This window comes from Streptomyces sp. NPDC002092 (assembly GCF_053593775.1).
Window position 1 is genome coordinate 66,524 of record NZ_JBSFDG010000002.1, and the last position, 11,958, is coordinate 78,481.

General features: G+C 70.3%; 11 protein-coding genes. 3 read left to right on the forward strand and 8 right to left on the reverse strand.

From position 1 onward, the window contains the following. Positions 1 to 139: 139 nt before the first annotated feature. Together ACWCRD_RS04200 and dacB are read right to left on the reverse strand one after the other, a co-directional pair. Positions 140 to 1,264 carry a zinc-dependent metalloprotease gene (locus ACWCRD_RS04200; protein ID WP_450964425.1) on the reverse strand — a complete coding sequence of 375 codons (1,125 nt, stop codon included), beginning with the start codon at positions 1,262 to 1,264 and terminating at the stop codon, positions 140 to 142. Between the two features lie 78 nt (positions 1,265 to 1,342). Beyond that, positions 1,343 to 2,962 (reverse strand): D-alanyl-D-alanine carboxypeptidase/D-alanyl-D-alanine endopeptidase, encoded by a 1,620-nt coding sequence (gene dacB / locus ACWCRD_RS04205; protein WP_450964426.1) that lies wholly within the window; start codon positions 2,960 to 2,962, stop codon positions 1,343 to 1,345. A gap of 79 nt (positions 2,963 to 3,041) precedes the next feature. On the opposite strand from dacB, the gene ACWCRD_RS04210 reads away from it, so the two are divergent. After that, on the forward strand, positions 3,042 to 3,533 hold the full coding sequence (locus ACWCRD_RS04210; RefSeq protein ID WP_007383738.1) for an inorganic diphosphatase: 492 nt from the start codon (positions 3,042 to 3,044) through the stop codon (positions 3,531 to 3,533). Positions 3,534 to 3,637: 104 nt separating this feature from the next. After that, on the forward strand, positions 3,638 to 5,308 hold the full coding sequence (locus ACWCRD_RS04215) for a threonine/serine ThrE exporter family protein (protein WP_450964427.1): 1,671 nt from the start codon (positions 3,638 to 3,640) through the stop codon (positions 5,306 to 5,308). Between the two features lie 30 nt (positions 5,309 to 5,338). On the opposite strand, the gene ACWCRD_RS04220 is transcribed toward ACWCRD_RS04215, so the two are convergent. Then, positions 5,339 to 6,208: a DedA family protein gene (locus ACWCRD_RS04220; protein ID WP_450964428.1), complete on the reverse strand. Its 870-nt coding sequence runs from the start codon at positions 6,206 to 6,208 to the stop codon at positions 5,339 to 5,341. A gap of 176 nt (positions 6,209 to 6,384) precedes the next feature. Then, positions 6,385 to 7,167, reverse strand: a complete 783-nt coding sequence (locus tag ACWCRD_RS04225) for a MerR family transcriptional regulator (RefSeq protein ID WP_450964429.1) — start codon at positions 7,165 to 7,167, stop codon at positions 6,385 to 6,387. A 278-nt stretch (positions 7,168 to 7,445) separates the two neighbouring features. On the opposite strand from ACWCRD_RS04225, the gene ACWCRD_RS04230 reads away from it, so the two are divergent. After that, positions 7,446 to 8,846, forward strand: a complete 1,401-nt coding sequence (locus ACWCRD_RS04230; RefSeq protein ID WP_450964430.1) for a glutamate decarboxylase — start codon at positions 7,446 to 7,448, stop codon at positions 8,844 to 8,846. Between the two features lie 4 nt (positions 8,847 to 8,850). Here the strand turns inward: ACWCRD_RS04230 and ACWCRD_RS04235 are convergent, their stop codons facing one another. The 4 genes from ACWCRD_RS04235 to ACWCRD_RS04250 all read right to left on the reverse strand — a co-directional run bounded on the left by ACWCRD_RS04235 (position 8,851) and on the right by ACWCRD_RS04250 (position 11,855). Beyond that, positions 8,851 to 9,612: an ABC transporter permease gene (locus tag ACWCRD_RS04235; RefSeq protein WP_450964431.1), complete on the reverse strand. Its 762-nt coding sequence runs from the start codon at positions 9,610 to 9,612 to the stop codon at positions 8,851 to 8,853. Further along, positions 9,609 to 10,577 (reverse strand): ATP-binding cassette domain-containing protein, encoded by a 969-nt coding sequence (locus tag ACWCRD_RS04240; protein WP_450964432.1) that lies wholly within the window; start codon positions 10,575 to 10,577, stop codon positions 9,609 to 9,611. The genes ACWCRD_RS04235 and ACWCRD_RS04240 overlap by 4 nt, the downstream gene beginning before the upstream one ends. 72 nt (positions 10,578 to 10,649) lie before the next feature. Continuing rightward, positions 10,650 to 11,291 carry a PadR family transcriptional regulator gene (locus tag ACWCRD_RS04245; protein ID WP_450964433.1) on the reverse strand — a complete coding sequence of 214 codons (642 nt, stop codon included), beginning with the start codon at positions 11,289 to 11,291 and terminating at the stop codon, positions 10,650 to 10,652. 24 nt (positions 11,292 to 11,315) lie between these two features. Next, positions 11,316 to 11,855 (reverse strand): DinB family protein, encoded by a 540-nt coding sequence (locus ACWCRD_RS04250; RefSeq protein ID WP_450964434.1) that lies wholly within the window; start codon positions 11,853 to 11,855, stop codon positions 11,316 to 11,318. Positions 11,856 to 11,958: the final 103 nt, after the last annotated feature.

The window sequence follows — 11,958 nt, forward strand, 5'->3', positions numbered from 1 at the left end:
AGTGTGTAGATGGTGACAGAACCGGGCCGTTCCCCGAGCATCGCACGCCTACCCATGGCTCACGGTCCCTCGGACGGGTGATTGGAGGGGCGTTCGCCTGCCGTTCGGCCGGATTCGTTTCACGACCTTCCCACGGGGTTCACGACTCACTCTTGCGGTGCACCCGCGCGACCCAGTCCGCCGGTTTGGCGATCTCCGCCTTGGTGGGCAGGGTGTTGGGGGACGTCCACACACGGTTGAAGCCGTCCATGCCGACCTGGTCCACGACGGCCCGCACGAAGCGTTCGCCGTCGCGGTACTGCCTGAGTTTGGCATCCAGACCCAGCAGCTTGCGCAGGGCCATGTCCAGCCGGGAGGCGCCCTTCGCACGGCGCTGCTGGAACTTCTCGCGGATCTCGGAGACGGACGGCACGACGTCCGGACCCACCCCGTCCATCACGAAGTCGGCGTGGCCCTCCAGGAGCGACATCACGGCGGTGAGGCGGCCGAGGATCTCCCGCTGCGCCGGGGTCTGCACGATCTCGACGAAGGACCGCCCGCCGTCGTCCTCCTCGCCCTCGGGGCGCCCGCCGGCGAGCGACTGGGCGGCCTCGCGGATGCGTTCCAGCACGGTCATGGGGTCGACGTCGGTCTCCCCCAAGAAAGACTGGATTTCACCCTCGAGGTGGTCACGCAGCCAGGGCACCGCGCTGAACTGGGTGCGGTGCGTCTCCTCGTGCAGACAGACCCAGAGGCGGAAGTCGTGGGGCTGTACGTCGAGTTCGCGCTCCACGTGCACGATGTTCGGGGCGACGAGCAGGAGCCGGCCGCCGCCGTTCTCCCCCGCGGGAAGTTCGCGGGTGGCCGGGGCGAAGGTCTCGTACTGGCCCAGCACTCGGGAGGCCAGGAACGACAGCAGCATGCCCAGCTCGACGCCGGTGACCTTGCCGCCCACCGCGCCGAGGACCGCGCCGCCGGGACTGTTGCCGCGCCGCTCCTGCATCTTCTCCAGCAGCGGCTTGAGGATCTCCCGGAAGCCCGCGACGTTCGCCCGGACCCAGCCGGGGCGGTCGACGACCAGGATCGGGGTGTCGTGGGTCTCCTCCGTGCCCATACGAGTGAAGCCCCGGACGTGTTCCTCCGAGGCCTTGGCATGCCGGCGCAGTTCCGCGACGACGGCCCGGGCCTCGTCGCGGCTCACGTCGGGGCCCGGCCGCACGAGCCGGGTCGCGGTCGCCACCGCGAGATTCCAGTCGACCATCTCGGCACCACCGATGCTCGTCATGCGTCAACGGTACGTGAGCGTTCCCACTTGGGGCAGGCCGCGGAGGCGGGCACCCGTGCCCACAGCGGTGCGGAACAGCTAGCTGCAGCCGCACGCCGCCAGTGCCGTGGCCGTGCGGTCCAGTGCGGACTGGGCCTCCAGGGCGTTGGTCGTGTTCGAGGCCAGGAAGGCGAACGCCAGGAGGCGGCCGTCCTGGTCCACGACCGTGCCGGCCAGGGTGTTCACGCCGGTCAGGGTGCCTGTCTTCGCTCGTACGACTCCTGCCGCGCCGCCCGTGTAGCGGCTGGTCAGGGTGCCGGTGAAACCGGCCACCGGAAGGCCCGTCAGGACCGGGCGGAGTTCGGGGTGGGCGGGGTCGCCGGCCTTCACCAGCAGGGCGGTGAGCAGGTCGGCCGTGAGCCGGTCGTCCCGGTCCAGGCCGCTGCCGTCGTGGAACTCGGCGCCCTTGAGGGGCAGTTCGAGCTTCCTCAGTGCGCCGGCGATCGCGGATGCGCCGCCGTCGAAGCTCGCGGGCTGTCCCGAGGCGGCGGCCGTCTGGCGGGCCAGGGCCTCCGCGATGTCGTTGTCGCTGTTGGTCAGCATGCGCTCGACCAGGGACGAGAGCGGGGGCGACGAGACGGCGGCGAGGTTCTCGGCGCGGGTCGTCGCCTTGGACGGGCCGGGCGAGGTGGTCCGGATGCCGTGGCCGGCGAGGAACGAGCCGAACGTGCGGGCCGCCTCCGCCGCCGGATCCGTCACGCGTTCGACGGGGCCGCTGGTCGAGTCGTCCGTGCGGCCCTCGTCGGCCATCAGGGCGCTCACCGGGGCGAGGTTGACGTTGACGCCGATGGGGTGGAGTGCGGGCCCGGCGTACAGCGTGGTGTCGTACGAGAGCGTGACCTCCTTGATGCCGCGCTTCTTGAGGGCCGTGGCCGTCCGCTCGGCCAGGTCCCGCAGGCTCGCCCAGCCCTGGGCGTCCTGGTGCGCCGTCAGGGTCGGGTCACCGCCGCCGACCAGGACGAGTTCCTTGGTGTCGGGTTCCAGGGCGGCGCGGGTGGTCAGGCGGTGGTCGGCGCCCAGCGTCGACAGGGCGGCGACCGCCGTGGCGATCTTCGTCACGGAGGCGGGGGTCATGGCGGTGTCGGCGCCGGTGCCGTAGAGGCGCCTGCCGGTGGCGACGTCGACGACCGCGGCGGTGTGCCGGGTGCCGAGCGCCGCGTCCGCCAGCAGGGGCCCCAGGACGCCCGAGAGGGCCGGACCGGTCGGGGCCGACTTCACGGTGCTCGTGGCGCCGCCAAGACCGATCAGGACGGAAGCGGCGCTGGGGGCGGGGCGCGGGCCCCCGGCCGCCGAATCGGACGTATCGGGATTACGTCCGTGATCTGCGCCACCCGTACGGTCCAGGGCGGCTGCGCGGTCCGCCTCGGCCGTACGCTGACCGGTGGAGTCCCAGGGGCCGGCGGCGGTCGCCACGGCGACGGCCAGCGTCACACCGACGGTGGCGGCGCCCGCGGTGTACTGCCAGGTCCTGACGGTCTTCGGCCAACTGATGCGGGTGGGCCGTACCCGTGCGAGCTGCGGTTTCGTAGCTGCCGCGGCTCGTTCGAGCTTCGGGCGCACGGCCTGGGCGGCCTGTGCCAGACGCGGTCGTACGGCGTTCGCGGCCCGCACCACACGCGGCCTCGCGGCCCGCCACGGCCTCAGCTCTGGCACGAACACCAGCCCCTTTCGCGATCACACACCTGCGTGAGGGACACTTAACCACCAGAACTATGTGTTGATCATGGAGGAGCCACCGGTGGAGTTCGACGTCACGATCGAGATCCCGAAGGGTTCGCGGAACAAGTACGAGGTGGACCACGAGACCGGTCGGATCCGCCTGGACCGTCGACTCTTCACCTCGACCGCCTACCCGACCGACTACGGCTTCGTCGAGAACACCCTCGGCGAGGACGGCGACCCGCTGGACGCGCTGGTCATTCTTGACGAGCCGACCTTCCCGGGCTGCCTGATCAAGTGCCGTGCGATCGGCATGTTCCGGATGACGGACGAGGCCGGCGGCGACGACAAGCTGCTGTGCGTGCCGGCGACGGACCCCCGCGTCGAGCACCTGCGTGACATCCACCACGTGTCGGAGTTCGACCGCCTGGAGATCCAGCACTTCTTCGAGGTCTACAAGGACCTGGAGCCCGGCAAGTCCGTCGAGGGCGCCGACTGGGTCGGCCGCGTCGACGCCGAGGCCGAGATCGAGCGGTCCTACAAGCGCTTCAAGGACCAGGGCGGCCACTGAGCCCTGAGTCGTCCAACGGGCCGTACGCGCACGCGTGCGGCCCGTTCGTGTTTGTGTGCGCATACTGGCGTAGCCGCACGCGTCGTACAGGGAGCGTTACTCAAGTGACGGAGGCGGAGGACCGCAAGCCGCAGTCGGACGAGGCCAGGGGCACGTTCGATCCCGAGATCACCTCGGAGTTCGCCATTCCGGCGGGCTTCGCCGCCCCCAGAGTCGCCGTCGAACCGGAGACCACGTCCGAGTTCGCCGTCCCCGACGGCCTGGACGTCCCGCAGCCGCCCGGCGCCGAGCCCGAGGGGTCGGCGTTCAGCCCGCCGAGCACCTACAGCGCCCACCACGCCCCTGCCGCCTTCACACCGGCGACCGGCATACCCGTGGTCAGCCTCACCAAGGACGTGCCCTGGCAGGACCGGATGCGCACGATGCTGCGGATGCCGGTGGCCGAGCGGCCCGCTCCGGAGCCGGGGCCGAAGGCGGAGGAGGGCGGTCCGGCCGTCCCGCGCGTCCTCGACCTGACCCTGCGCATCGGCGAGCTGCTGCTGGCGGGCGGTGAGGGCGCGGAGGACGTGGAGGCGGCGATGTTCGCGGTCTGCCGGTCCTACGGCCTCGACCGCTGCGAGCCGAACGTCACCTTCACCCTGCTGTCGATCTCGTACCAGCCGTCCCTGGTCGACGACCCGGTGACGGCCTCGCGGACGGTGCGCCGCCGGGCCACCGACTACACACGGCTGGCGGCCGTGTTCCATCTGGTGGACGACCTCAGCGACCCGGAGACCACCATCTCGCTGGAGGAGGCCTACCGGCGGCTCGCCGAGATCCGCCGCAACCGGCACCCCTATCCGGGGTGGGTGCTGACCGGGGCGAGCGGACTGCTCGCCGGGGCGGCCTCCGTGCTGGTCGGCGGTGACTGGATCGTCTTCATCGCGGCCATGCTCGGCGCGATGCTCGGCGACCGGCTGGCCTGGCTGTGCGCGGGGCGCGGACTGCCGGAGTTCTACCAGTTCACGGTCGCCGCGATGCCTCCGGCCGCCATCGGGATCGCGCTGACCGTTGCGGGCGTCGACGTGAAGGCGTCCGCGGTCATCACCGGTGGGCTGTTCGCGCTGCTGCCGGGGCGGGCGCTGGTGGCGGGCGTGCAGGACGGGCTGACCGGGTTCTACATCACCGCGTCGGCGCGGCTGCTCGAGGTCATGTATCTGTTCGTCGGCATCGTCGTGGGTGTGCTGGTGGTGCTGTATTTCGGGGTGAACCTGGGCGCCAAGCTCAACCCCGACGCGGCATTGAGCATCGCCGAACGGCCCGGATGGCAGATCGGGGCGTCGATGCTGCTTTCGCTGACCTTCGCCGTGTTGTTGCAGCAGGAGCGGTCGACCGTGCTGTGGGTGACGCTGAACGGGGGCGTCGCGTGGTGTGTGTACGGCGCGCTGCACTATCCCGGCAAGTTGTCGCCGGTTGCCTCCACGGCTGTTGCGGCGGGGTTGGTGGGCTTGTTCGGGCAGTTGTTGTCGCGGTACCGGTTCGCTTCGGCGTTGCCCTACACGACGGCGGCGATCGGGCCGCTGCTGCCGGGGTCTTCGACGTACTTCGGGTTGCTGTCGATCGCCCAGAACAACGTCGACAAGGGGCTGGTGTCGCTGGCCACGGCCGCGTCCTTGGCCATGGCGATTGCCATCGGGGTCAATCTGGGGTCGGAGATCTCGCGGTTGTTCCTGCGGGTTCCCGGCGGGGCTTCTGCCGCGGGGCGGCGGGCGGCGAAACGGACCCGGGGGTTCTGAGCGCCGGATGGCTCGCGCCTTGAGGGGCGCTCAGTACCCCTGGTTGTACGGATACTGCTGGTTCTGCTGATCGCCGTACTGGTCCTGCTGGTACGGATACTGCTGGGCGTACTGCTGGTCCGGGTAGTACGGCTGCTGCTGTGGCTGCTGCTGGTACTGCTGCTGGTGGTGGTAGCCCTGGTCGTCGGCCGGCGGGATGCGGCGGAGCTGGGTCGTCGCGTCGTCCATGACGGGGGCCGCTTGCTGGTGCTGGGCCGGAGCCGGCGCCTCGGGGGTCTTCTTCTCCTTGGAGCGGGCGCGCAGGAACTCGATGATGATCGGGATCACCGAGACGAGGACGATCAGGATGAGGATCGCTTCGATGTTCTTGTTGACGAAGTCGATCTTGCCGAGCCAGGAGCCGAGCAGGGTGACGCCGGCGCCCCACAGGACGCCGCCGATGACGTTGAAGAGCACGAACGAGCGGTACTTCATGCCGCTGACGCCCGCGATGATCGGCGTGAACGTGCGCACGACGGGCACGAAACGGGCCAGGACCAGGGACTTCGGGCCGTACTTCTCGAAGAACTCGTGGGCCTTGACCACGTTCTCCTGCTTGAAGAGGCGGGAGTCGGGGCGGTTGAAGAGCGACGGGCCGACCTTCTTGCCGAACATGTAGCCCGCCTGATCGCCCAGGACCGCGGCGACGCAGATCAGGGCGATGGCCGCCCAGAGCGGGAAGTTCAGCTGGTTGGTCGTGATCAGCAGGCCGGTGGTGAACAGCAGCGAGTCGCCCGGCAGGAAGAAGCCGATGAGCAGGCCGGACTCCGCGAAGACGATGAGGAGCAGGCCCCAGATGCCGAACGTGTCGAGGAGGTAGTTCGGATCCAGCCAGCTCGGGCCGAGGGCAAGCGTCGTCACGGTTCCGGGCTCCTGAGGGGGTGGAGGAAGGTACGGCGTCCTTGTGCGGGCGCCCAAAGCTATCAACGCAAGGTGTCCGCCCCAGGTTCCACCGGTGTCTCCAGGATGCACTGTGCGCGCACCGGCACAAAGCTGTGAGGCCTCCCGGCCCGGGAGCGGTGCCCGGGCCGGGACGGCTACGCGGTGTGGCGGGACGCGTTCGCCTCGATGGCGTCCCTGAGGTGTTCCGCGAGGCCAGGGCGCATGGAGTCGTAGAACGCCTTGAACCGCTCGTCGGAGACGTACATCTGCCCGAAGCACCGGTGCATCTCGTAGTCGACCTCGAAGAAGTACCGGGTGACGTGCTGCCGGTGCTCCTCGGCCAGGTCCATGGCGGCCTCGCCGGTGGGCTGCTCTCCGGCGGCCACCAGGTCGGCGTACCGGCGGCCCCAGTCGTCGACCTCGGCCTGGATGCGCTTCCAGTCCTCCTTGGTGTAGGTGGCCGCGCGGCGCTGTGACTCGGCGTACGCCTCCGTGTTGCCCCAGCGCGCCTCCGTCTCCTCGCGGTACTGCTCGGGGTCCTTGTCCCCGAACACCTCGAACCGCTCCTCGGGGGTGAGATTGATGCCCATCTTGCGTGCCTCCATGGCGTGCTCCACGGCCGCCGCCATCTTCTGCAGCTTCTCGATCCGGGCGGTCAGCAGCTCGTGCTGGCGGCGCAGGTGCGCGCGCGGGTCCGCGGCCGGGTCGTCGAGCAGGGCGGCGACCTCGTCGAGCGGGAAGCCGAGCTCCCGGTAGAACAGGATCTGCTGCAGCCGGTCGAGGTCGGCCTCGCTGTAGCGCCGGTGGCCCGCGTGGCTGCGCTCGCTCGGGACGAGCAGGCCGATGTCGTCGTAGTGGTGCAGCGTGCGCACCGTGACGCCGGCGAAGCCCGCGACCTGTCCCACGGAGTAGCCGTCCTGTCCTGCCGAATGGCTCACTTCGTCCGCTCCCTTCTCGGTACGCACTCCACGGTGAGCCCTCACGCCACGTGAGGTGCAAGCCGGATTCCTGGGCGGATCCCTCCGGATGTTGCATCCCTTATGCCCGCTTATGGTGGGCCTGTGGCGCGGGCGCGGGGTGCTGTTCTCCCTCTTACCGGCCGTTCACCCGGTGCCCGGTGTCACCGTAGGCGTCCTGGGCATTCCGGATGCGACTGCGCGGCGGTGGAACTCCGGTCCGCCGGCACCCGTTCTCGAGATGACACGAGGAGACGTCCATGCCGCTCCACAAAGGTTCCCGGAAGGCCGACGAGCGCCCGGTTTCGGTCAACCCCTTCTTCGGAGAGGCCAATCCGGTCGGCGGCATGACCGAGGCGCCGCCCAAGCACCGGCTGCCGGACGCCCCCCTGCCGCCGATGACGGCGTACCAGCTGGTGCACGACGAGCTGATGCTGGACGGCAACTCACGGCTGAATCTCGCCACTTTCGTCACCACCTGGATGGAGCCGCAGGCCGGCGTCCTGATGGCGGAGTGCCGGGACAAGAACATGATCGACAAGGACGAGTACCCGCGCACCGCCGAGCTGGAGCGGCGCTGTGTGGCGATGCTCGCCGACCTGTGGAACGCGCCGGATCCGTCGGCGGCGGTGGGCTGTTCGACGACCGGTTCCAGCGAGGCGTGCATGCTCGCCGGGATGGCGCTCAAGCGCCGCTGGAGCAAGCGGAACCCCGCCCCGGGGGCCCGCCCCAACCTCGTCATGGGCGTCAACGTCCAGGTCTGCTGGGACAAGTTCTGCAACTTCTGGGAGGTGGAGGCGCGCCAGGTCCCCATGGAGGGCGACCGTTACCACCTCGATCCTCAGGCCGCGGCCGACCTCTGCGACGAGAACACCATCGGGGTCGTCGGCATCCTCGGCTCCACCTTCGACGGCTCGTACGAGCCCATCGCGGACCTGTGCGCGGCGCTCGACGCCCTCCAGGAGCGCACGGGCCTGGACATCCCGGTCCACGTGGACGGGGCGTCCGGCGGCATGGTCGCGCCCTTCCTCGACGAGGACCTGGTGTGGGACTTCCGCCTCCCGCGCGTGGCGTCCATCAACACCTCGGGGCACAAGTACGGGCTGGTCTACCCGGGCGTCGGCTGGGCGCTGTGGCGCGACAAGGAGGCGCTGCCCGAGGAGCTCGTCTTCCGCGTCAACTACCTGGGCGGCGACATGCCGACCTTCGCCCTCAACTTCTCGCGTCCGGGCGCACAGGTGGTCGCGCAGTACTACACGTTCCTGCGGCTCGGCCGCGAGGGCTACCGAGCCGTGCAGCAGACCACCCGTGACGTGGCCATGGGCATCGCCGAGCGGGTGGCGGCGCTCGACGACTTCCGGCTTCTGACCAGGGGCGACGAGCTGCCGGTGTTCGCCTTCACTACCGCGCCGGGCGTGGAGTCGTACGACGTCTTCGACGTGTCCCGGCGGATGCGCGAGAGCGGCTGGCTGCTGCCCGCGTACACCTTCCCGCCGAACCGCCAGGACCTGTCCGTGCTGCGGGTGGTGTGCCGCAACGGCTTCTCCGCCGACCTCGCCGACCTGTTCGTGGAGGACCTGACCCGCCTGCTGCCGGAACTGCGCCGCCAGCCGCACCCCCTGACCAGGGACAAGGAGGCGGCCACCGGCTTCCATCACTAGCCCGCTAGCTGCTCAGGCGCGCGAACCTCCGCACCGCCGGCGGAAAGAACACCGCCAGCAGCCCCAACGGCCATACGACGGCCGCCCATACGTGCCCCGGCTCCCCGCCGGGGCCGCCCAGCAGGTCCCGTACGGCCGTCGCGGTCTGCGACATCGGGTTCCACTCGACGACCGTGCCCAGCCAGCCGGGCATGGACCTCGGGGTGGCGAGGGCGTTGGACAGGAAGCCGACCGGCCAGACCAGGATCTGCACGGCCTGCACCAGCTCCGGCTTCCCGGCGACCATCGCCAGGTGGATGCCGATCCACAGCATGGCGAAGCGGAGCAGCAGCAACAGGCCGACGGCGCCCAGGAACTGCGCCGGGGACCCGTGGACACGCCAGCCGAGCGCGTACCCGACGCCGATCAGGATCGCCAGCCCCAGCGCCGACTGGAGCATGTCGGCCGCCGAACGGCCCACCAGGACCGCTGCGTCGGCCATCGGCAGCGAACGGAAGCGGTCGATCACGCCCTTCTCCAGGTCCCGGGTGACGGCGAGCATCGTGCCCTCCAGACCGAAGGCCATGGTGAGCGCGAGCATGCCGGGCACCAGGTAGTCGCGGTACTGGCCGCTCACCCCCCGGCCGCCGCCGATCAGGTAGGCGAACATCAGCAGCAGCATCACTGGGAAGACCAGCCCGACGAGGAGGCGGCCCGGCTGTCGTGCCCAGTGGGCGAGTTCGCGGCGGGTCATGGTCCAGGAGTCGGTCAGGGCATAGGCGCTCACGCGGCCTCCTTCACTCGGGGGTCGCCGGTGAGATGCAGAAACACCTCGTCCAGCGTCGGGCGGCGCAGGACCACGTCCTCCGCCTCGATGCCGGCCTCCTCCAGGGCGCGTACGACGGCGGAGAGCGCCGCCATGCGGTCGGTCACCGGGGCGCTGAACAGACGGCGGTCGGGGTCGACCGAGATCGCGGCCCTGGGGACGGGCAACAGGTCGACCGCGGCGCCCAGTTGGCCGGCGTCGCGCAGGACGACGTCGATGCGGTCGCCGCCCGTCTCCGTCTTGAGCTGGTCCGCCGTGCCCTCCGCGATCACGCGGCCGGTGTCGACGACCGAGATGCGGTCGGCGAGCTGGTCGGCCTCCTCCAGGTACTGGGTGGTGAGCAGGACCGTCGTACCGCCGCCGACCAGGGAGCGGACCGCGGCCCACACCTCGGCACGGCCGCGGGGGTCGAGGCCGGTCGTCGGCTCGTCCAGGAACAGCACCTCCGGGCCCCGGCCGTGCCGGTCACCGATCAGGGCGGCGGCCAGGTCGAGGCGGCGACGCATGCCGCCGCTGTAGGCGCGCACCGGCTTACGGCCGGCATCGGCGAGACCGAAGCGCTCCAGGAGTTCGTCGGCACGCACGCGCGCGTGGCGGGCGCCCAGGTGGTGCAGGCGGCCGAACGTCTCCAGGTTCTGGCGGCCGCCCAGTTCCTCGTCGAGGGCCGCGTGCTGGCCGAGCAGGCCGATGCGCCGGCGCACGGCCCGGGCCTCGGTCACGACATCGTGCCCGGCCACCTCGATCCGGCCGGCGTCGGGCCGCAGCAGGGTGGACAGGATCCGGACCAGGGTCGTCTTGCCCGCGCCGTTCGGGCCCAGGACGGCATGCACGGTGCCGCGGGCGACCGTGAGGCCGAGCCCGTCCAGTGCGTGTTTTCCGCCGTACTTCTTGCGTGCTCCGTCGACGGTGATCGCCGCGTCAGCCACTACAGCTCCCTCGTTAGTCAAACTTGACTACTTTGGGAAAGTAACCCCTCCTGGCGCATTGGTCAAACTTGATCAGCCGTCGTCCTCCGGGTGCCGCTCCCCGGTCGCGTATGGGTTCTCCTCCCCCTCGGCGAGGACGCCGACGAACGGCGCGCCCTCCCCCGCGAACGTGTACGCCCCGCTCTCGATGCGCCCGATCAGCCCCTGGGTCCACTCGGCCTCGGCGTCGGCCGTGTGGACCCAGAGGTTCATGATCTCGCCGATGTGGCCGAGCTGTCCGGGGCCGTCCTCAGGGATGTAGTGCTCGGTGACGGCCCCCCGCCACTCCTCGATCCGCCGGATCCGCTCCTTCAGGAGCGCCACCGCCTCGGCGCGCGGCAGCTCGACGATGAAGCCGATGGACGCCGACTTGACGTCCATCTTCTGGTCGTACGAGGTCAGCGCCTCGCGCAGCAGCCGGAAGAACTCCTCGGTGCCCCAGCCGGTGATCTCGTACTCCGTGCGCGGCGGGCCGCCGGCCGTGGACGGTGCGATCTCATGCGCGTGCAGCAGCCCCTGCTTCGCCATCTGTTTGAGCGCGTGGTAGATCGAGCCGGGCTTGGCGTTGGACCACTCGTGCGCGCCCCAGTACTCCAGGTCGTTGCGTACCTGGTAGCCGTGGGCCCGCCCGTGCTGGCGGACCGCTCCGAGCACGAGAAGACGGATCGCGGACATGCCGCCCAGCTTATTGTCAAGGGCTCAGCCCGCTTGCTCCAGGGCGACCAGTTCGAACGCCGTCTTCCCGTCGAGGGACTCGCGAATGATGTCGGCGTGACCCGCGTGCCGGGCCGTCTCGCGGATCAGGTGCAGACAGACCCAGCGCACCGAGACCCGGCCCTCCGGCGGGAACCAGGGCTGGTCGGGGAGCGGGAAGGTGTCGTCGAGGCTCGGTACGGAGCGGATGTACGCCTCCGTCTCGGCGGCCACCTTCTCCCAGTAGGCGAGCTGGGACTCGACGCTCTCGCCGTCGACGAGCTGGAAGGTCTCGTGCCAGTTGGTCTCGTCCCGCTTGATGGCCGGCGGCTCCTGCTTGGCGCGGGCGATCCATCCCTGCTCGACCTCGACGACATGCTTGAGCAGGCCCGACAGGGACAGCTCGCTGGCACTCGGCCTGCTCGCGGCCTGCTCCTCGGTCAGCCCGAGCAGCGCGCGCCGGATGCCGCCGCGCTGTTCCTCGATGAACGAGAGCAGCGCCCCGCGCTCGTCGCCCTGCGCCTCTGCCGGTACGTGCATGACCATGACCGTCGCCTTTCGATGGATCGGGGCCTCGGGAGGCCTCCTGACACCGATGAAGTTACGAGGCCTTTAGGTCAGGTTCTGTCCTAGACCGGAGGGCGACGCT